The 21,747-nt window shown below is 63.1% G+C and carries 15 protein-coding genes; 3 read left to right on the top strand and 12 right to left on the bottom strand.

Going from position 1 to position 21,747, the window contains the following annotated elements:
- Nucleotides 1-39 precede the first annotated feature (39 nt).
- The 3 genes from nusA to IPM12_01220 form a co-directional block, all read right to left on the bottom strand.
- Nucleotides 40-1,278, bottom strand: a complete 1,239-nt coding sequence (gene nusA, locus IPM12_01210; protein MBK9146418.1) for a transcription termination/antitermination protein NusA — start codon at nucleotides 1,276-1,278, stop codon at nucleotides 40-42.
- A 9-nt stretch (nucleotides 1,279-1,287) separates the two neighbouring features.
- The gene (locus IPM12_01215) at nucleotides 1,288-1,752 is read right to left on the bottom strand and encodes a hypothetical protein (protein MBK9146419.1); all 465 of its coding nucleotides are present in this window, start codon (nucleotides 1,750-1,752) and stop codon (nucleotides 1,288-1,290) included.
- Nucleotides 1,753-2,177: 425 nt separating this feature from the next.
- Nucleotides 2,178-2,699: a hypothetical protein gene (locus IPM12_01220; GenBank protein ID MBK9146420.1), complete on the bottom strand. Its 522-nt coding sequence runs from the start codon at nucleotides 2,697-2,699 to the stop codon at nucleotides 2,178-2,180.
- A gap of 124 nt (nucleotides 2,700-2,823) precedes the next feature.
- Between IPM12_01220 and IPM12_01225 the strand changes: the two genes are divergently transcribed.
- The 3 genes from IPM12_01225 to IPM12_01235 are packed head-to-tail and all read left to right on the top strand — an operon-like array spanning nucleotide 2,824 to nucleotide 13,731.
- Nucleotides 2,824-4,554 carry a hypothetical protein gene (locus IPM12_01225; GenBank protein MBK9146421.1) on the top strand — a complete coding sequence of 577 codons (1,731 nt, stop codon included), beginning with the start codon at nucleotides 2,824-2,826 and terminating at the stop codon, nucleotides 4,552-4,554.
- Nucleotides 4,551-11,618 (top strand): hypothetical protein, encoded by a 7,068-nt coding sequence (locus tag IPM12_01230; GenBank protein ID MBK9146422.1) that lies wholly within the window; start codon nucleotides 4,551-4,553, stop codon nucleotides 11,616-11,618. The genes IPM12_01225 and IPM12_01230 overlap by 4 nt, the downstream gene beginning before the upstream one ends.
- Nucleotides 11,575-13,731, top strand: coding sequence for a hypothetical protein (locus tag IPM12_01235; GenBank protein MBK9146423.1), 2,157 nt, complete (start codon nucleotides 11,575-11,577; stop codon nucleotides 13,729-13,731). Before IPM12_01230 ends, IPM12_01235 begins: the two co-directional genes overlap by 44 nt.
- Nucleotides 13,732-13,781: 50 nt before the next feature.
- Here IPM12_01235 and IPM12_01240 read toward each other — a convergent pair whose 3' ends face one another.
- From IPM12_01240 to IPM12_01280, 9 genes are read right to left on the bottom strand one after another with little or no spacing between them, the layout of a single operon-like run.
- Nucleotides 13,782-14,417: a response regulator transcription factor gene (locus IPM12_01240; GenBank protein MBK9146424.1), complete on the bottom strand. Its 636-nt coding sequence runs from the start codon at nucleotides 14,415-14,417 to the stop codon at nucleotides 13,782-13,784.
- A 40-nt stretch (nucleotides 14,418-14,457) separates the two neighbouring features.
- On the bottom strand, nucleotides 14,458-15,927 hold the full coding sequence (locus IPM12_01245; protein MBK9146425.1) for a hypothetical protein: 1,470 nt from the start codon (nucleotides 15,925-15,927) through the stop codon (nucleotides 14,458-14,460).
- Between the two features lie 9 nt (nucleotides 15,928-15,936).
- On the bottom strand, nucleotides 15,937-17,547 hold the full coding sequence (locus IPM12_01250; protein ID MBK9146426.1) for a hypothetical protein: 1,611 nt from the start codon (nucleotides 17,545-17,547) through the stop codon (nucleotides 15,937-15,939).
- Nucleotides 17,548-17,571: 24 nt separating this feature from the next.
- Entirely contained in the window at nucleotides 17,572-18,489 is a 918-nt protein-coding gene (locus IPM12_01255) for a bifunctional molybdenum cofactor biosynthesis protein MoaC/MoaB (GenBank protein MBK9146427.1), read from the bottom strand.
- 30 nt (nucleotides 18,490-18,519) lie between these two features.
- Entirely contained in the window at nucleotides 18,520-18,975 is a 456-nt protein-coding gene (locus IPM12_01260; GenBank protein ID MBK9146428.1) for a molybdenum cofactor biosynthesis protein MoaE, read from the bottom strand.
- Nucleotides 18,972-19,196 carry a MoaD/ThiS family protein gene (locus IPM12_01265; protein MBK9146429.1) on the bottom strand — a complete coding sequence of 75 codons (225 nt, stop codon included), beginning with the start codon at nucleotides 19,194-19,196 and terminating at the stop codon, nucleotides 18,972-18,974. The genes IPM12_01260 and IPM12_01265 overlap by 4 nt, the downstream gene beginning before the upstream one ends.
- 3 nt (nucleotides 19,197-19,199) lie before the next feature.
- The gene (locus IPM12_01270) at nucleotides 19,200-19,763 is read right to left on the bottom strand and encodes a molybdenum cofactor guanylyltransferase (GenBank protein ID MBK9146430.1); all 564 of its coding nucleotides are present in this window, start codon (nucleotides 19,761-19,763) and stop codon (nucleotides 19,200-19,202) included.
- On the bottom strand, nucleotides 19,760-20,962 hold the full coding sequence (locus tag IPM12_01275; GenBank protein MBK9146431.1) for a molybdopterin molybdotransferase MoeA: 1,203 nt from the start codon (nucleotides 20,960-20,962) through the stop codon (nucleotides 19,760-19,762). The genes IPM12_01270 and IPM12_01275 overlap by 4 nt, the downstream gene beginning before the upstream one ends.
- Nucleotides 20,932-21,588: a ThiF family adenylyltransferase gene (locus IPM12_01280; GenBank protein ID MBK9146432.1), complete on the bottom strand. Its 657-nt coding sequence runs from the start codon at nucleotides 21,586-21,588 to the stop codon at nucleotides 20,932-20,934. The genes IPM12_01275 and IPM12_01280 overlap by 31 nt, the downstream gene beginning before the upstream one ends.
- Nucleotides 21,589-21,747 lie beyond the last annotated feature (159 nt).

A 21,747-nucleotide genomic window follows, 5' to 3' on the forward strand; every position in this document is an offset into this window, starting at 1 on the left:
CGTGGCCGCCCGTCGTTGGCGGCTGATCATCGGCTCCGCTTACGCTTCCAATTCGGCTTTCAGGATGCGGAGCACTTCGGCGATGGTCTCTTCCTCCAGGTCGGTGCGCTTCACGAGTTCCTCCGCAGGGATGTCCAGCACGCTGCGTGCGGTATCGCAACCGATGTTCTTCAGCTCGTTGATGATCCACTCGTCGATCTCATCGGCGAAATCGTCCAGCGCCACGTCGTCGGTGACCTCATCGGTATCGCGGTACACGTCGATGTCGTATCCGGTGAGACGACCAGCGAGCTTGATGTTATGGCCGCCCTTGCCGATGGCGAGCGCCACCTGGTCGGGCTTCATGTAAACCTCGGCGCGCTTGGTCTCGGCGTTCAGCTTGATGTCGCCGATCTTGGCGGGGCTGAGCGCGCGCTGGATCAGCAGCTGCTCGTTGGCCGTGTAGTTGATCACGTCGATGTTCTCGTTGCGCAGCTCGCGCACGATGCCATGGATGCGCGATCCCTTCATGCCCACGCAGGCGCCAACCGGATCGATGCGGTCATCGTAGCTCTCCACGGCCACCTTGGCGCGCTCCCCGGGTTCGCGCACGATGCGCTTGATGGTGATCAGGCCGTCAGCCACCTCGGGCACCTCCTGCTCGAACAGCTTCGCCAGGAACTCCGGCGCGGTGCGGCTCAGGATCACCTTGGGGCTGTTATTGATCATCTCCACCTTCCACACCACGGCGCGCACGGTGTCGCCCTTCTTGAAGAAGTCGGTCTTGATGTGCTGGTCCTTGGGCATGATCAGCTCGTTGCCCTCGTCATCGATGATCAAGGTCTCGCGCTTCCACACCTGGTAGACCTCGCCGGTGATGATCTCCCCCACGCGTTCCTTGTACTTGTTGTACAGGTGGTCCTTCTCGAGCTCGGTGATGCGCGCCTGCAGGTTCTGCTTCAGCGCGAGGATGTTGCGCCGCCCGAAGTCCTCGATCTTCACTTCCTGGCTCACCTCTTCGCCCACCTCGAAGTCGGGGTCGATCTTGCGCGCCTCGCTCAGCTCGATATCCAGGTTGTCGTCCTCGCTGAAGCCGTCCTCCACGATCACGCGGTTGAGCCAGACCTCCAGGTCGCCCTTATCCGGGTTGATGATGATATCCACCTTGGCCTCTTCTCCGAAGCGGCGCAGCACCACGCCCTTGAAGACATCCTCGAGGATGCCCATCATGGTGACGCGATCGATGTTCTTGATGTCCTTGAACTCTCCGAAGGACTCGATGAGGTTGACGGTGGCCATGGCCAGGGATCAGTTGAACGTGATGGTTGATTGAGTGCTCTTGATGTCGGCGAGGGGCACAGTGGTGAGCTCATCGTCGAGTTTCGGCGGACGGCCTTTCACCTTGCTGGGGTGCTGGATGCGAAGGCCAAGGGTGCTACCGTTCAGTTCGGCCAGTTGCCCATGGAGCGCGCGGCCATCATGCAGCGTGATATCGACGATGCGGCCCACGTGCTTCTGGTACTGGCGCATCACCTTGAAGGGACGGCCCATGCCAGGGCTGCTGAACTGCAATTCGTAGTTATCAGCCACCGTGCCCAGGTCGTCGCGCACGGCCTTGTTCAGCGCGGCCAGCTCGTTCAGGGTGATGGCGCGGTCGTCGTCCACCTCCACCACCAGCTTGTTGCCAGGGCGCAACTCCACCGCCACCAGAAAGTGCGTGGTGCCTTCCAGATGCTGTTCGACCAATTGCTTCACGTGCGCTTCCGTGATCATATCCGCCTGATGCTCAATGGGCTTCAACAAAAAAGAGGGGCGGTCCCCTCTTCCTCTTCCGCCTTAACGGGGGCGAATGTAGGGGTTTGATGCCGTTGGTGAATCCGTGGCACCGAGCCCAAGGCCCGCCAACGTCTCTCGGCCACAGGTCAACACGTCCTATTATGCCATTCCGGTGCCGGGCAGGCGCTGGCGATGGATGAATGCAGCAGCGCTGCGGCGTTGAGGTGAATGCGGAGAGTGCTTTTCATGCTGCACTCGATTGCTGTTCTCGCATGCGCGAGCTGCGAAGCCGCACGATGCGACGAACCAACCCGTCATGGCAGGTTGAGGCTATAAGACTTTCGTGTGCAGGGGGCTCCATGCCATGGGCTCCTGCCTCAAGGAGATGCGCATAGCTCGCGCCGGGCCGCGCGGTTCGGGCGCTAAACGTCGGAGGTGCGACGGAACCTGAAGGTGCCGCTGCTGATGTTGGCCTGCATGCCGGCAGATGCGCCGTTGCTGCGCAGGACCGTGCCGGTGAAGCTGCCCGTGATGAAGCCGCCCACCTCGCCATAGGCGGTGACCACTACGGTGTTGGTCTGGCTGATGTACAGATGCCCGCTGGTGCGCAGCGAGAAGCTCACCGGGCCCACGCCGCCGGTGCAGGTGAGCGTGGCCGTCGTGCTCCCGTCGAAGAGCAGCACGAAGCTGTTGTTCGCGTCGGTCATCACGGCTCCACTGGTCTCTGCATCTGAAACGGAAAAGGCCGCATTGCCCGATCCGCTTCCAGGGTTGATCGTGATGGTCTGATTTGAGTAACTGTCTCCATCGATCGTGAACATGACCTTGGGGCCCTCTGCGGCGGTGCTGCTTCCGCTGCCGGAGGGTGAAGGGCTGTCCTCATCCTTCTTGCACGATGTTGCGAGCGCGAACAAGGCGATCGCGAGTATGGCGGGGCTTCTCATGGTTGCGTCGGATTGGCTGCGAATTAGGCTGTAGCCGAAGGTTGCTGACGCGTGTACTAGTACCCCGGGCTAGTTCTAGTACACGGCTGCCAGAAGGCCAAGCCGTCGCTCTTTCGTGGCGATCATGCCATTGAAGCATCCAGTTGCGATCCTCATTGCAGGGCTCTTGCTGCTTACCGGCGATCCCATGCACGCACAGGACTTGCAGCAACTGGGGCGCAAGGGCGGTGTGAACCTCACCGGCGGGCTGAGCGCGTTCGGGGCCGCCTACACCAGCGACCTCGATGATCCGCGCATGGCGCCCTGCACCTGGGGCATCAATGCACGGCTCAACCTCGCCATCTACGACCTGCAGATCCCCTTCAGCTTCGTGTTCAGCGAGAAGGAGCGCGAGTTCCGACAGCCATTCAACCAGTACGGACTGAGCCCGAGGTACAAATGGGCCACCGCGCACATCGGGCACCGAGGCATGCACTTCAGCGAGCTCACCATGACAGGCCAACGTTTCTTCGGCGGCGGCCTGGAGCTCACCCCGGGCAGATTCCGCTTCGCTGCCATGTACGGTCGCCTGCGGAAGGAAATCTTCGCGGACACCACCACCGAGGCGATCGAAGAGCCGGCATTCCTGCGCAACGGGATGGCTGTGAAGGTGGGCGGCGGCACGCAGGCCAGCCATGTGGACCTGGTGCTTTTCCGCGCCAAGGACGAGTACGACGAGATCGCGCTTCGCAATGGCCGGTACGGGAGCGCATTGCCCGAGGAGAACCTCGTGCTCGGGATCGGCGCAGCCGTGCAACTGGCCAAGAGCCTTCAATGGCAGCTCGATGCCGCAGGCAGCCTGCACAACGTGGGCGCTGTGCCCGAGGAGCGCACCGGAGACCTGAGCACGGTGGCCAATGATTACGACTCGCCGCTTTTCAACATGGATGCGCGCTCACGCAGGGGCGTGGCCGTGAAGTCCGGCCTGAGCTACAATGTGCGCGGAACCACCTTCTCCGTGAATTACGACCGCATCGACCCGCTCTTCATGACGCTGGGCAACTACTTCTTCCTCCGCGACCTGGAGAACTACCGGGGGGCGGTCGCCACCGGGCTCTTCAAGCAGAAGCTGCGCGTGAGCGGATCGCTGGGCCTGCAGACGAACAACATCAAGCGTTCCCTCGCCACGCGCACGCAGCGCACCATCGGTAGCGCCAGCCTGAGCTACAACAGCGGCAAGGTCTTCTCCGCAACGCTCAGCTGGAGCAACTTCGAGGCAAACGTGCGCAGCGCGTACGAAGCCGCCGGCACCGATACGCTCACGCTTCGGCAGGTGTCCGAAAACCTCATGCTGAACACCAATCTGCGATTCCGCAATACGGCCACTGGCACTGCGCGAAGCATGGACATCGCGCTGGGCTACCAGGGTTTCGTGAACGAAGGCTACCCATCGCAGCCCGCCATGACCACCGTGACCTATACTGCCAGCGCGGGCTACCGCTCGCAGGTGAAACCGCGTGCCTTCGGCTGGGGCGTTCGAATGACCACCAGCCTGTTCGAGAGCGCAGGCTTCGGCCGGATCAAGTACGGCGCATCCCTCAACGCGCGCAAGGGATTCAACAAGGACCGAACAGGCCTGAATGCGCGCGCGGCCTTCTACCTGAACCGGGGCGAGCAGTATGGCGGCAGCACTTCATTGATCGCCAATGCCGGCGTTGACCAGAAGGTGGGGCAGGGCCACCGCTTTGGCCTGGGCGTGAACTATAACGGCCGAAGTACCAACGAGCGATTCGAGGACAGCCAGTACCAGATGCGCGTGCAGCTCACCTACTCCGTGGAGTTCCGCAAGCGCGACCGAAAACCGAACAAGCCATGAACACCCGGAAACCTTGGCCCACCCTGCGCGGCACTTTGCTCCTGGTCATCCTGTGCATCGCAGCACGGGCATCAGGCCAATCGTACCCGATGACGGTGACCACCACCGCGCCGCTGCCGCCGCCGCTCACTTGGGCCGAGCTCCAAGATCAGGCAGCCGAGGCCACCGTGACCATCAATTCGACGGCCTCCGGCTCCCGATCCGTGACCGCCCTCCTGGTCCTGCGCTGCGTGGAGCGGGGCATCCTGATCCGCTCCCGGCCGGAATTCGTGCCCAGCCAATGCACTGACATCGATCCCGGGACCACCGTGCTGAACGTGGACGAGCTCGCCGAGCGATTCGCCGGGGCCGGCATCGGCGAGGGCGACTTCGAGTTCACAGGGATCACTTATGCGCAGATCCGCGATGAGCAACTGCTGCCTGAAGGCTATTGGGAGATCTGCGTGCAGCTGCTCGCCTGCCCCGATGGCGAAGCCGTGAGCGCGCCGATTCCTGCCGGTTGCTCCGGTTGGCTGGTGGTGCACCCGCCACCGCCGGTGTTCACCAACATCTGCGGCACCACCTTCACCCTGCCAGACGGCCTGCTGAACATCGCGTGGACCTTCAGTCCGCCGCCGGCACTGGCCGATCGGATCATGTACAGGCTCGATATCGTGCGCATCGATCCGCCCGGCGATCGCGTTGGCGATGCCAATGATGCCATGCTCAGCGCAACGGAACCAGAGCTCTTCACCGCGGTCTCCGAGGATCTCGTGATGAACATCGAGATCCCCGACCAGCTGATGCTTGATGCGGGGTACTACTATGCGGTGCGCGTGAGCGCGGTGCTCAACGGCGGCATGGCCGATGAAAGCGCGCTGGTGCGCAGCGAGGTGTGCTCTTTCCTGTACGCCCCCGAAGGCGTGAGCGGCAACGGCGTGCTGCGCGCGGTGTGGCCGCAGGGCAACGATTGGGTGCCCTTCGACTTCGTGAACATCGTCACCCGCTTCGAGCCATATCGCGACTACACGCGATTCACGTACAGCACCACCCTGCGCGAGATCGGCGGCTCGGCACTGCCAGACTATTCGCGCACGCTCAACTGGCCCGACGGCCCGCCGGGTTCGCAGGGCTACGTCTCCTTCGGAGACATCACCGCCTACGAGTCGCAGTTCCTATCGGTTTTCCATCCGAACGGCGCCATCCCGGACAACAGCTTCCAGCGGGGCCGGCGCTACCAGTGGCGCACCAATGGCGATTTCACCCTGGGTGGCACCACGGTGCATGGCGATAGCGGCGAAGAGCCGTTCGGCATCGGCATGGGACCCTCGCAACAGCAATCGCCTGCCGATGGCGCGATCGTTCCCGCAGGCAATGTGGAATTGCGCTGGCTCACCGCGCTGCCGCCCTCCGAACCGCTGCCGCCCTTCGCGGTGGTGCAGGCCACCATGGCCGGAGGCACCACCTTCATCGATGGGTGGCATGCCGAGCATTGGCAGATCGAGGTGAGCCGGCGCTCCGATTTCAGCACCATCGCCTACACCACGCACGGCTCGCTCACCGGCCAGAACTGGTCCATCACCAGCGCGCTGGCTGCGGAGGAAGCATTCGTCAACGACCTGTACAAGGAGCTCAACGCGACAGCCAACCTCACCGAGGAAGGCACCTACTACTGGCGGCTGCATTGGAAGACGGACCCAGACGACATCACAAGCGCCAACTACAACACCAGCCCGGTTTCGCGCTTCTGCGTGGGCCATTGCGATGACGAGCCTTCGTCGGAGACCCCGGCCGAGGAGCCTGCGGGCACCTGCGTGAGCGTGTGCCTTGCCGATCCAATCACGAACCTCACCGCCGTTGGCGGACTCGATGCGGGCGATATCGTGCGCGTGGGCAAATTCAACATGACGGTGCTCACCGTGAATGGCAGCACCACCTACAGCGGGACCGGGAAGATCCCCGTGCGCTTCCTCAACGATGTGAACATCATGGTTGAGTTCAGCGAGCTGCGATGGAACAGCGATGGCCGCATGCTCAAAGGCCGCGTGGAGGCTCGCCATGACTGGAACCCTCCCTCACTCAACACCATCACCAGCGGCATCACGCGGATCCCGAACATGAGCGAGGACGATGTGGAAACGATGAACGGGCTCATCCAGGATGGCTTACGGCTCGCGAGCATGTTCGATAGCGGCCGTGAGATCGGCATGCCCATCGGGATCGATCGCGAGGTCGGCGACCGGCAGGTCACGCTCGGGATCATCAACATGCGCTTCGACTCGCTGCGCGCCTGCCTTGACATGGTGGCCGGCATCGATGTGATGGAGATCCGCACCATGCTCTCCTTCGGCATCGGTGATATGTGCTTCACGCCAGACGGCCTCGGCGATGAAGGCCGCGCCTACCTGCCCAACGATGTGCTGGTGACCGGCGATCTGGGCACCGAGTTCCGTTTCCGTGGCGGCGCCAGCACCGATGTGAGCGATCTCACTTACGTGGATTGGGACTGCTACGGGTTCCGCTGCATGCAAGTGGCGTGCGCCGTGAAGTTCGATCGCGGCACCATCGTTCCCGAGGGCGACCACGATGAAGCCAGCACCGAAAAGGTGGAGGCACGCTTCAAGTTCCAGGTATGCCGCGAGGCGGTCCACGATGGCGCCGTGACGGAATGGAACGTGATGGCCGCCTTCACCATGGACCCTTTCGAGGTGCCCGGCGCCGAGGATTGGGTCTTCACGGTGGAGGAAGCATGGCTCGATTGGAGCACGATTGCCAACCCGGAGGGAATCGACTTCCCAGAGGGCTACGACCATCCCGCCATACTCGAAGGTGCCACGCACGAGCTGTGGAAGGGCTTCTACATGAAGCGGCTGGCCATGCGCACCCCGGAGACCTGGGGCGACGGCACCGGCGCACCGGTGGGGGCTTCGCTGAACAACTTCATGATCGATGACCAGTCCGAGCTGTCTTTCAACTTCACCCTGATGAACCTGGTGGCCGTGAACCAGGGCCGCATCGACAGTTGGGCCTTCAGCGTGGACAGCGTGTACATGGACATGCTTCAGAACAACTTCCAACGTGCCGGGCTGAAGGGCAGGATCGGGCTGCCGATCAATGGCGAGCACGACTTCGTGAAGTACGTGGCCATCCTCGGTTTCGATGCCGACAGCAGCGAATTCGCCTTCACCCTGGAGGCCCAGCTGGAGGACACGCTCACCGCCCCGCTCTGGATCGCGGAGATGGAACTGGAACCCAACAGCTATGTGCGCGCCACACTCAGCGACGACAGCAAGGTGCGCGCGGAATTGAACGGCAGCATCAGCATCAGCACAGCGCTCAGCAGCGAGCTGGGCATCGACCTCGGCAGCATCCCGAGCATCAACATGCCGGGCATGAACTTCGAGGACCTGGTGCTCGACAGCGAGGATGGCATCAGCTGCGGGAACTGCGCGTTCGCCTATGCAAGTCCGCAGAAAGAAGTGGGCGGCTTCCCGCTCAGCATCCGCAACCTCGCGCTGGAATTCGATGATCCCGCGCACCCCGCGCTGGTGGTGGAGCCGATGGTGAGCTTGAGCGGCGGTGAGGGCGAGGGAAGCTTCGCTGCGAGCGTTGCGCTCAAGTTCGTGACCGAATTGCAACTGGGAGCGAATGGCGTGGAACGCTTCGACTTCCGCGATGTGCTCTTCACCGGCATGCACCTCGATGTGGATGTAAGCGCCATGCGCCTCGTCGGCGACCTGCGCATCACGAAAACGGCCCTGAAGGAGGAGGTGAAGGGCGCGCTCACCGTAGGCTTCCCCATGGGTATCCGCGGGGACCTGCAGGCCATCTTCGGTACGATCAAGACGAATCCGGCGGCCCCCATCAACACCAGCGCCCAGCACTACAGCTACTGGATGGTGGATGGCATGCTCTACTTCAACCCCGGCCTGATGATCATGACCGGCGTGGGCATCTATGGCTTCGGCGGCGGAGCATATCACCACATGCGCTTCATCGATGGGTCGCTCCCCACCAACGAGCGCATGGCGAGCATGGCGCCGCAAACGCCGCCAGACGAGATCCCACCCGCAGACACCAATGCTGGCGATGACCCGCCCGACGACTTCACCAGTGGGCTCACCGCCGATGCCAGTGCCGTGGGCAGTGGACCTGCGCCGAGCGGAGGGCGCTATGAAGAGGACTTCAACACCTTCCTCGGCATCCGGCTGGGCCTGGTCTTCGGCACCTACCCGAATCCCAAAGGCTGCAACATGGACCTCACCCTGCGTGCGGAATTCACGCAGGCAGGCGGTCTCAGCGCACTCATGGTCCGCGGCGACATCTACGGATTGGTGGACATACCCGAGCGCGATGAGGCGCGCATCACGGGCACCATCCTTTTCAGCTACGCCAACCGCGAAGGCAATGAAGTGATACACGCCAACCTGGCTGTGATGCTCGACTTCGAAGTGGCGCGCGGGGCAGGCACTGGCAACAAGCTCGTCGATGCCAACTTCCACACCGAGAGCCAGAGCGGCAAGTGGTACTTCATCATGGGCACGCCGGATAATCCCGGCGGCATCGTTGTCGGCCCGCCCGGTGGTTCGCCCATCCTTAGCATCACGAATTACATCATGACGGGCAACGACAGCATCCCCTTCGAGCTGCCCGACCCGCCTGCGCGCATCATGGAGATCCTCGGCCTGAACGACCCCTCGCGCGGACTTGGTACCGAAGCGGAGACGGCTGCAGCCATTGGCGGCACGCGAGACATGGGACCGCTCGAGAACGGTGCGGGCTTCGCGTTCGGCGCAGGGTTCTCACTTGATATGGACATCAACCTCGCCGTGCTCTACGCCACCTTCGGCATGTGCATCGGCTTCGACCTGCTCCTGAGCGAGATCCCGGAGAGCATGGTGTGCGCGGAGACAGGCCGTCGGCCCGGGGATAATGGCTGGTACGCGCAAGGCCAGTTCTATGCGGGCATGTGGGGCGAACTGGGCGTGCAGCTCGACCTTCTCTTCATGCGCTTCCGTGCGCCGATCCTGAGCATGAGCGCAGCCATGCTGCTGAGAGGCAACTTTCCCAACCCAAGCGGCTTCCGTGGCGATGCTGCGGTGCACTTCAGCGTGCTCAACGGCGCGATCACCGGCGACGCGAGCTTCCATGTGGAGGAGGGGCAGCAGTGCACCCTCATGCCGGCAGGCGATCCGTTGGCCGACTTCACATTCATCAAGGACCTGGGGCCGAAGGGCAATGACGTGAGCATCTTCGATATGCCCACGGCCAGCTACAATCTGCCGGTGCTCGAAGTACTGGAGGTCCCCAAGCTGATCCGCCCGGATGGCAGCGTCGAGCTCTACCGCTTCCACCCTTACGTGAGCAGTTTCACGCTGCATGAGGTGAGCGGCAACGTGAACGTGCCTGGCAGCAACCGCTTCCAGGACGACCGGGGAACGATCAGCTACCTGAGCCGCACCGATGTGCTGAAGGCGCGCACCGACTACCGCACGCGGGTTGAAGTGAAGGTGCGAGAGGAATACGCGCCTTACCAATTGCGCGATTTCATCCCCAACGGATCATCGAGTGCATGGCGCGAAGAGCGGAGCCAGAACTTCCGCACGGGCGCGGCGCCGGTCATGATCCCGGAGAGCAACGTGGACTACACCTACCCGGTGAACCGCCAGCGCTACTTCCTGCAGCAGGAATCGAACAACAAGGGCCGCGTGCGCCTCACCCTCGGCATGCCCTACCTGTTCGCGGCCACGGTGGAAGGTCGCAGCTACACCTACGTCGCCAAGTTCATCCCGCTCGGTGGCGGCGCATCGCAGGAGACGCCCATCGTGTACAGCGGCGGCATCGACATCCCGCTCACCGTTCCCACGCTTGATCCGCAGCGCATCTACATCGTGCAGTTGCTCCGCAGGCAGACCGCCACCGCGAGCGGCTTGCCCATGATCGGAGGAGCACCAGGGGCAGCCGGGATCGGCGCGACGGCTGCTCCGGCGGCAGCCTACGCCGCGCAGATCGGCGCCCCGCTCACGCAGACCTTCATCGCCGCCAACGGCGATGTGACGCGGATGAACCTCACCGGAGGGAATGTGCAGCGCGCCACCTCGCTTGCAGCGAACGACCATCTGCTCTACGCCTTCCGCTTCCGCTCGAGCAAGTTCAACACGCTCGCGGAGAAGTTCGCCGCGCTGACCCTCGATGGCCGCACTCCGGCGCGCTACGACGATTGGCGCAATGCCGATGCGCGAGGCCAGGCCGAGGAGCTCTTCGATGAGGCCGATATCCACGGCGTGTGGAAGAACGGACTGCAGAAGCTTGCCGCATTGGTCCGTTTCGCGCCCGACTGGAATGACAGCTACTTCCGCTACACGGAGGACCGCATGTACAATGCGCTCCAACAGTACCGCACCCGCCGCAGCTACAGCTTCCCGGGCAACAGCGTCACGCTGCCGCCCTTCCCCATGGCGCATTGGCTGCTATGGAGCAGCAGGCCGGAGGCTGTGGTGAGCTACAACGGTGTGATCGACTCGCCGATCAGCGATAACGAGAGCGAGATCGCTGCATCGCCCACGCCCCTGCTCAACGTGCCAGCAGGCAGTTGGGGGATCGCCTCCGTCGGGACGCTGCCGGGCGGCGGCGCGCCCGGAGGATTGAGCGGCATGTTCGCCGGTGTCGGATCCGGCTCCGTGGCACAGATGAGCCCTTGGTACAGCTTCGGCTTCCTCTACCGCGCGGGCAAGCTTGCCTCGGAGGATCAGGGCACCATCCGAGTGGCGGCGCTGAACGCGCTGAACGCCCCGGGCAGCAACGGTGATAACCTCAGCAATCTCCTGCTGCTCCATGGCCCTCAGCTCAACCGTATCAACATGCGCCTCAACGCCATGCAATCGTACACCGCCATGCACCTGCTGCACTCGGGCAATCTTCCTGCGCCGACACAGGAGTTCCCCGTGTACTACAATGCCACCTACCACATCAAGATGCATTTCCGCTCGCCGATACCCGCCTCGCGGAACACCTCGTCCATAAAACCCTTCACCCTGCGCTATGAGGAGCCTCCTGCTTACAACGACGGCACTGTGCTGTACTAGCCTGCTGGCACAGTCGCCCATCTCGCGCGCCGATTCGCTTGCGCTGCTGCGTGAGGATTCGATCTATCGTGCTGAGCGCGGCAAGCTCTATGCGCACATCGTGGTTAAAGCCCACTACGACGGCAGGGTGGTGCGCCTGCGCTGGGCGCCGGATGCGCCGGGCGGCTGGCTGAATGCCAACCAGCTCGGCTACCTAGTGGAGCGTGCGGATCTCGGCAGCGTTTCGGACACCAGTGCGCGCGAGGCAAACGCATTCGTGAACCTGACGCCAACGAAGCTCGCCCCGCTCGGGCAGCAAGGCTGGAAGGACCTGCATGCGCGCCTACCCGACGACCTCTACGTGATGGTGGCCGGGGAGATGATCCACACAGCGCTGCTTCCTGCGAACATGGGCTTCGACAAGAACATCAAAGAAGCCAGCGACAGGCTGAAGGAACGGTTCGGATTCGCATTGCTGGCCGCTGACTTGTCGTGGCCAGCAGCACAAGCCAGTGGCCTAGCCTACACAGACGAGAACGTGGTGCCCGGTCATCAATATCTCTACCGCGTGAAGGTGGCCACGGAGAACGCCAGCTACCCGATCGGCGATGGTGCAGTGGCCGTGAACACGGAGAAGGCCGATGTCATCAAGCTGCCGATCATCACCCGCGTGAACGAACAGGACAGCCTGATGATGATCAACTGGCCGCGTGCAGCCCACGAAGCGCACTTCACCGCGTACGATGTGGAGCGCAGCGCAGATGGTGGCGGCTCATGGAAGAAGATCAACCCGCAGCCCTTCGTCAGTTTCACCAACCCCGATCTGCCCGGTACCAAGGATGTCATCGTGTACACCGATACCGTGGATGCCACGAAGCGCGCGTACAGCTATCGCATCATCGGCCTAACTGCCTTCGGTACACGCAGCGCGCCGAGCAAACCGGTGCAGGCCACCTGGCGTGACCGGACCCCGCCGCCTTCGCCCACGAACGTTCGCGCTACGGAGAAGGAGGGCACCATCGAGATCACTTGGGACTATCCGGCCGGCGTGAAGGACCTCAAGGGCTTCCATGTGACTCGCGGCACCAGCGTGGCCAGCGATGAGCGGGCACTGAATAGCGCGCCGCTTCCGCCCACTGCGCGCAGCTTCGTGGACAAGTCGCCGGAGACCTTGAAGCACAACTACTATCTGGTGATCGCCGTGGACACAGCGAACAATCCAGGCCTGAGCATGAGCGCCATGGGCAGCGTGGTGGACAGCATACCGCCCGGGCGGCCCATCGGCCTCGAGGGCAAGGTGGACACCAACGGCGTAGTCACGCTGAAATGGCGCCTCGGCAAGGAAGCCGATCTGTACGGCTATCATGTGTTCTGGCAGAACCAACGCGACCACGTGGAGAGCCGGCTCACCGGGACAGCGGTGCGCGATACCGTCTACACCGATACCATCAGCATGCGCACGCTCACCGAGAAAGTGCTCTACAAGGTGATGGCCGTGGACCTGAACCGGAACGGCAGTGCGCACAGCGAACTGATCGAGCTGCAGCGGCCCGATCGGAGACCACCCACCGCGCCGGTGTTCAAGGATTACCGTGTGAGCGACGATGGCATCTGGCTGCGCTGGGCGCCCAGCAGCAGCGATGATGTGGTGCGGCACTGCCTGCTGCGCCGTGCGGTCGGGGAGACGAAGTGGGACACCATCGCGAGGGTGCCTTCCGAGGAGGAGCGCTTCGGGTTCATTGATCAGGACAGCGGCAAGCCGGCTTATTACGAGTACGCCGTGGTCGCCATTGACGATGCCGGTTGGGCCACGTTCAGCCACCAGAAACCGAAGCTCCGAATGAACAGCCGAGACAAGCTGCCGAAGGTGGAGATGCTCGAGGCGGAAGCCTTCCCGGACAAGAAGTACGTGCAGCTCAGCTGGGAGTACGCGCCACGCGACGGGGTGAAGTTCATCCTTTACAAGAGCATCAACGGCGGTAAATGGCAGCAGTTCGAGTTGCTTCCAGGAACCGCGCGCGCCCACAAGGACCGGCTGGTCAAGCCGGGCGATGAGCTCGGCTACTTCATCCAGGTGGTCACCACCCGCGGCCGCGACAGCGACTATTCACCGAAGGCGAGGGTGAGGATGTGAGCGATCCGGCTTGCTGTTGGGCAGGATGGCCTGCGACAGCGCGGCATGCATCACCGCGACTTGTATCTCTCCACGGCCTCTTCGCGGCTGCCAACATGCAGCTTCTTGTAGACGCTGTGGATGTGCGCCTTCACCGTGCTGATCGATAGGCCCTCCTGCTGAGCGATCTCCTTGTAGAGCAGCCCTTGCGCGAGCATGTCCAGCACCTTCTGCTCCCGCGGCGTGAGCGCCTCGTGCTCATTCGAAGCGGCGGAGGCCGAAGGCCGAAGATGATCCACCAGCCGACGCGCTACGCTCGCACTCATGGGCGCACCGCCCCGGGCAAGCTCGCGCACGGCTTCCAGCATGGCGATGGGCGTGCTGCTCTTGAGCATGTAACCATTGGCGCCGGCCTTGAGCGCTTCAAAAACGCGCATGTCATCGTCATGCACCGTGAAGACCATGAACTGCGCACGGGGCAGGAAAGGCCTGAGCTTGCGCAGCAGCTCGATGCCGCTGGCTCCAGGCAGGCCGATATCGCTGATGACCACATCCGCCTTCAACTCCGTGATGGACGGGAAGGCCTCCTCGGCGCTCTTGTACTCGGCGAGCAGGTCCATGTCCTGAGCGCGCGAGATCACGGTGCGCAGGAACTGCCGCATCTGAGGGAGGTCCTCCACGATGGCAAGACGGATCGGCTGGTCCACCCTCGAAATGTAGCGGGCCCCGGGCCTCGCTGGCGGTGTACTAGACCGCGGCCAACGGCACCTCGATGCGCGCGGTTGTGCCAGCGCCCAAGGTGCTTTCGATCCCGAAGGTGCCACTGAGCGCCTTCACGCGCTCGGCCACGCTTACTGTGCCGGTACCAGAACCAAGCCGGATGTCAACGTCGAATCCGCGCCCATCGTCGGCAACGGTCATGATCAGGTTGTCATGGCGCTGCACCATCCGCAGCATGGCATGGCGCGCGTGGGAATGCTTCACCACATTGAGGAGCAGCTCCTTGGCGATGAGCAGGAGATGCCTTCGTTGATCAGCTGAAAGCCTGGTCATCGGCGTGGCGACCTCTGCATGCGATTCAAGCTCGATCTCAGCGCGATCAAGCAACTCAGCCGCTGAGGATCGTATGTAAGCCACCAGGTCGCCCAAGGTATCCTGCCCCGATCCGAGTGCCCAAACGATGCGGCGCATATTGTCAGTGACCTCGCGCGCCCCCTCGCTCACGCGCCTCAACGCCTCGCGGGGATCGTGGAGCCCCCCATCCATGCTTGCGAGCTCTCCCTCCATGGCGATCAGCGCCAGGCTGCTCCCCAGATCATCATGCAGATCATGCGCGATGCGGACGCGCTCTTCGAGGAGCGCACGCTCCCGGTCCAGCTGCTCTCGGTGCTTGCGTAATCGGGCGCGAAGCACGGCACGGAAAACCAGCCAGCTGCACGCGGCGATCCCAAGGATCATCAAGCTCCGGAACCACCACGTTGCCCAGAAAGGCGGAAGTATCCTGAATTCCGCCACCGAGGCCGGTCCCCAGTGGCCTTTGGCTGTGCGCGCCTTCACTTCGAAGCGATACTCACCAGGTGGCAGGAAATTGAACGTGACCCGGTCCTCATCACCCACCAAGGTCCATGCGCTGTCCGATCCGATCAATCGGAACGCGAACTCATCACGTTCGCGATCGATGAGGTTGGCGCTTCGGAGCAGAAAGGTGAGGCGGTCGAGGTCATGCGCGAGTTCTATGCCTCCGCCGTTGTTGAGGTCCACGTCCGTTGCGATCAGGCTATCGAGCGCGAGCACGCGCGGAATCTGCACCGATGGGGGCGCAACGTTCACCAGCCCTTCCCTTCGAACCGTGAAGAAGCCCTCCCAGGTGCCCACGATCAGCGGCCCTTCGAGCGGCTCATGCATGGGGCTCAGGTTGAGCGGACCCGACGGCAGGCCATCCACCACGGTGATCATCGTGGATCGGTTCGTTGCAGGGTCGAAGTGCTGCAATGAGTTGGGCAACGTCATCCACAAGCCGCCGTCCTGCATGGCCGCCATCTCGGTGATGTTGCGCGAGCTGAGCGAAGCGCTCATATCCTTCACTTCTGAGGTTCTCGTTGCATCGGGTTGCAGCATGGCCAGCCCCGTGTGCTTCACGGCGAACCATAATCGTGCGTCCGGTGTCTCGGCCATGTCGCTCACCTCGAAGGGCGCGAGTGATGCCGGTCCGCTCACTGCTTCGATTTAACCGTCCGGGTGCAGCACCACTGGCGGTGAAGTGGCACTGAGGAACCATTGGCGTCCAGCGCGATCCCTGAAGACGTCCCATGGCCACGTTCCAAGCCTTCGCGCAAGCTCAGGTAACGAGTCGGAGATGGCCACGCAACGCCCGGTGATGGTGTCCACGTGGTGCAGCCCCATGGACCCTGTCAGGCACCAAAGGCCATGACCTCCATCGCCTCGCGCCCACCAGAGCATGCCGCCGCACGGCGTGCCCTCGAGCAAGTAGCGCGGACGCTCCACCGTCCCTGTCCTCAAATTGGCTGCCAAGGCGTGAGGCTTGCTGCACATGAGCAGCCTATTGGCATCCAGCCATGAATGCTGGTAGTAGCGCCGGTCGGTACCAGGCCGATGGAACCGGTGCATCAAAGCACTGCCGGCGCTGTCGTATACGAACAACCCGCGGTGATGAGACTGCACGAGCAGGTTCCCGGTGCGCGCATCGCGGTGCACGGCGAACACCTCATCGGTCTCCTCTTCCGGATCATGCGGGGGCAGTTGGCTTGATCGCACCAGGTTCGCGCGCGCGGACCAGATGTACAGCCCATTCGTGTAGGTGCCGATGCACAGCGCATCATCCATCCGCATCAAGCGTGCAGCGCCAGGGCATAAGGGGTTGCTGCTTCGGCAGCGCTCTTCGGCGAGTGAGCGATCGTAGCGCTGCACCATGCCGGTGCCGAGATCGAGCTGAAGCAGGCCTTGGTCGATCGTGGCCACGTGCACCATGCTTCCCGGCCCACGCAGCATGTCCTGCACCATGTGGTCCACGAACGTCGGTTCATGGTCCGGTTCGGGCCATAGCAGACGTACTTCGCCATCGCGCTTGCGCATGCGGAAGATGCCCTCGCTCCAGGTGCCGATGATCAGGCAGCTGTCATCATCCGCCACGCCCCGGACCTGGAAGGCATAGCCCGCACCGGGTGAATCGGCCGCCGGATGCAGATGGACCGGTGATGCGGTCCTGGTTTCCGGATCGAATCGGACCAGCCCTTTGAACGCTGATATCCACAGGACGCCGGCAGCATCCTCGTTGATCCCGATGACCGCTTCGCGGGATCGCGGCGATGGCAAAGGCGGTGGGATCTCCGTGGTGGCGAATGCTCGCGATGAAGGATCGAACAGGCTGAGGCATCGCGCTCCATGCGCCACCCAGATGCGCCCCTTCCGATCGATGTGGATGCGATTCACCCGCTGTTCGCCATGCGCGGAGAACGCCGGTATCGGGATCGGGATATTCGTGAGCGTATCCGCCAACGGATCGAGCATGGTGAGGTATGGCGCGCTCGTTCCGATGTATAGCAGGCCATCATTCCCCGCCGCCATGGCGATGATCATATCGCTCGGAATGGCCCGCATGCCCCCAGTGCGGTAGACCTTCACACGCTTGCCATCGAAGCGATTCAAGCCGTTGCTCGTGCCGATCCACAGGTAGCCGCGCCGGTCTGCGGACATGCACTGGATGTGATCGCTCGAAAGCCCATCACGAACGGTGATGGTGCGCAGCTCAGGGGCCACGAGTTGCGCGCGGAGCCCAGTGATTGCGATAAAGCAGATGGCCGTGAAGAGCCTGTGCATACCGCCCCGTTTATTGGAATTCAATCACAACCCATGACGGAACGTGTGCTCCTGCACCTTCACCACATGCAGCACGAAGGGGAACAGCGCATCCATCGTTTCCTGTGCGCCGCGGGTTGAGCCCGGCAAAGTGATCACCAGTGTGCGGCCGATCATGCCGGCGACGCCACGGCTCATCATGGCCCAGGGCATGCGCTCCTGGCCGTAGGTGCGCGCGGCCTCCATGATGCCGGGCACCTCGCGATCCAGGATGGGTGCGATGGCCTCCGGGGTGCGGTCGCGAGGTGAGAGGCCCGTGCCGCCAGTGGTGAGGATGAGGTCAATGCCTTCGTTCGCCCAGGCTCTCACCTGTGCAACGATCGTCTCGGGCTCATCGGGGACCACGGTGGTGTCGCTGCATTCTACCCCCAGCCTCTTCAGCCGCTCCAGCACTTCAACCCCGCCTTTGTCCACCTTCTTGCCGCTCGCAACGCTATCACTGATCACCAGCACGGCCGCTTTCACCGGCGCATCGAAACGGTCCTTCCAATCGCTCTTGCCGCCTTTCTTCTCCAGCAGTTTGATGCCGGCGATAACCACGCCTTTGTCGATGGGCTTTAGCATGTCGTAGATGGTGAGGGCCGCCACGCTGGCTCCGTGCATGGCTTCAACTTCCACCCCCGTGCGGTAGATGGTGCGCACGCGCATGGTGACGATGACCTCCGTTACCCCCATCGCGAAAGTGCACTCCGCATGCTCGATCGGGAGCGGATGGCAATCGGGGATCAACTCGTGGGTCTTCTTCACGCCGAACAGCGCTGCTACACGCGCACTCTCCAGCACATCGCCCTTGGGCACGCGCTTCTCTTTCACGGCGGCGATGGTGGCAGGATCACTAACAGTGACCAATGCCGTAGCGGTTGCTTCACGGAGCGTGGTGGGCTTGTGGGTGATGTCGATCATGGGATGGTCGGGGCTGGACATATCCCGCCCTTACGAATTGCTCTTCCAGAGATGACCGCTGTCGGACATGATTTCCTTCCCGAAGATCGGTAGTTCGCTCTTGACGCGCTCAACCACCCATGCTACCGCTTCCCGTGCTTGCAGACGATGCGGTGCACTGGCGAAGACCATGAAGCAAAGCTCACCAGCGCCGATGGCGCCAAGGCTGTGATGCACATGCAAGCAGGTCATCGTCGGCCAACGGACAAAGGCCTCTTCGCGAATCAAGGTCATTCGCTCCAACGCCATCTCGCGGTAGGCGGTGTATTCGATCGCCATCGTCGTACGTCCATCAATCGTATCCGCGCGCACCTGCCCCAGGAAGATCTCGTGCGCACCGATGTCCATCCGCGTGGCGTGCTTGGCGATGCTTGTGGCAATGAAGGCTGGGCCTATCGGCCCCTCCACGAAGATGTCCCTCACCTTATGCGCTCCCGCTTCGCTCATCCTCCTGCGAATGGGGGTAGCACGGCGATCTCCTCGTTGCCGGTCAGGCTCCGGTCCTCCTTCACGATCACGCGATCCACGGCGATGGCATGGCTGAGCGCCGTGAGCTCAGGGATGCGTTCCGCCAAGCGGGCGCGCAGCTCGCTCAAAGTGGAAGCCTCCAGTTCGAGCCTTCCCTCGCCCGCCTTCTCGGCGATCATTCCGAAGAGCAGCACCACCATGCCTCAAAGGTCGTTCGGCGCGTTGATGTTCCGGAACAGATCCGATGGCCAGCCGTCATGGCCTGGCCTCACTTCAATATGGCTGGTGCGCACTTGACTCAAGGCATCGCTCATCTTCAGCACGTCCAGCTCCACGCAGCGGCGGAAGACGGGCTGCGCGCTGCGGTGGTAAGCTGCGGCAAGCGGCTCGATCCATCCGTCATGCCTGGGCACCACGGCATCCGTGGCATGGCCTGCCTGCGCCTTCAGCAGATCGAAAAGGCGGTCGTTGAGCGCAGGCATATCGCAAGCGATCACCAGGAGCCTATCGTTGCATGCGTAGCGCATGGCCGTGGCTATTCCGCCGAGCGGTCCTTTGCCGGGCCATTCATCCGCGATCACGAACGGACCGACGGCACCATGCTTCTCCGGCGCGCCGATCACGAGCAGCTCGGCGCAATGCGGTTCGAGCTTGTCCAGCGCGAGATCAAGGAGCTTTCGCCCATCGACCTCGATGAGCGCTTTGTCGCGGCCCATGCGGGAGCTCTTTCCGCCCGCGAGCACCACGCCGGTCCAGCCCTGCTTCATGGGCGCGGCAGGTAGAGGACTTCAACATCCTTCGAAGAGCCGGCCTGCCCGTCTGCCGGGAAATACGCGATCGCGTCCGCCATGGCCATGGTGGTGAGCATGTGCGAACCTTCGTCGGGCAGCAGATGCACCATGCCGCCGCGCACTTGCGCAGCGAGGAACCCGGCACGACCGCCCTTGAGTTTCACGGTGCCGGCCAACGGTAGCCGCTCCGAGCGCGGCCAAGGTTCCCGCGCGCCCTGCATGGCCCGGATGAAGGGCAGCACGTAGGCGTGCCAGCAGACCAGCACCGCACGCGGGTTGCCGGGCAAGCCGAATACTTGTTTGCGGCCGAGTGAGGCGAAGAGCATGGGTTTGCCGGGCTTCTGCAACACCCCGTGGAAATGGATGGTGGCACCGAGCTCCTCGAGCACGGGCCGCATGAGGTCGTGATCACCGACGGAGACACCGCCGGTGGCGATCACCAGGTCGTTCTCAGCTGCCGCCTGCTTGAGCGCATCATTCAGCGCTTCGCGGTCATCGGCGGCAGAGTAAGCCACGTCGTCCGTGGGAAGCCATGCCTCACGGACCGCAGCGATGAGCATGCGGTCGTTGCTGCTGTGCATCCGCCCTTCATCGCGCTGCGCGCCCTCGATGAACTCATCGCCCGTGCGCAAGATGCCCACTTGAGGCTCCGCGGCCACCATCACTTCCTGCACGCCGCCCGAGGCGAGCACGCCGATCTGCGCCGAGCCGATACGCTCGCCTTTGGCCAGGAGCAGTTCGCCGGCGATGAAAGATTCTCCGCGCCGGCGGATGTTCGCACCGGGCCTCAGCTCGCCCGTCATCATCGAAACAGTGCCGTCATCCGTGCGGATATGCTCCTGCATGGCTACGGCTGCCGCACCTGCTGGCACCGCAGCCCCCGTGAAGATGCGGACGCATTCATCAGGCCTCAGCTCGATCCGCAGGGATTCCCCTGCCATGATCCGCCCTACGAGCTTCCATGGGCCGTGCCCCTCGCCCACCGCGAAACCATCCACAGCGCTCGTATCGAATCGCGGGTAATCATCGGCAGCGAAGGCATCGGCTGCAGCGAAGCCGCCCACGGCGTGCTCCAGCGCGCGGAACTCTGCGGGCGTGGAAGGCGCGTGCTGCATGATGATGCGGCGCGCCTCCTCGACGGTGATCAGTTCACGGATGCCTGGTAGCTCGTCCATTGTCGCGGCAGCGTTTCAAAAATCTCGAGCCGGCCGCATGCCACCGGCTCACCGGCCAGCAAGGATCGGATATGCACAGCCATACGTGCGGCCACGGCTTCGATGGCCTCCTGATGGACCAAACGCATGTCACAGCCATCCTGCCCGGCCCCTACCCTTCCAGTGAACAGATCGGCACGCGACAATCCTTCGCGATCACCGGGTGCATGCAGCACCAGGACCTGGCCTTGATCGCGATGCAGGGCGCCGCTCACCAATACGGTTCCGAGCCTCGCGCACGTGCGATCGATCAATGCCTTGGCGTGCAGGTCGTCCGTGCAATCGGCAACGATGCCATGACCGATCAGCAACTCATCCGCATTGCCCGCATCCAGGAATCGATCCACGGCAGCAATTGCGATCCCCGGTGCGCCCGCGTGCACCCGGGAACGCGCAGCGGCCGACTTGGCGGAACCGATGTCGCCAGCTGAATACAAAGGTTGCCGCTCGAGGTTGTCCGACTCTACGAGGTCGCCATCGATGATCGAGATCCCCTGGATCGGCATGCGCAGCAAACGCGCGATCAGGGCGCAGCCCAAGGACCCGGCGCCAACCAGGGCGATGCGATCGTGCGGCTTGCTGTTCACGTGGCCGAAGGTAGTCCCGGCCCCCTTGGCGCTGCGCTCGGTGAACGAGGCAACCATGGCCGTAACCGCCGATCGAGCTCTTTCCCTCCAAGGCGCGCAAGCAAAGCGAAGCGCCCCGCGATCCGGGATCGCGGGGCGCTCTGTCAAGCGATTGCCACC

The organism is Flavobacteriales bacterium, assembly GCA_016716605.1.
Lineage (GTDB): Bacteria > Bacteroidota > Bacteroidia > Flavobacteriales_F > PHOS-HE28 > PHOS-HE28.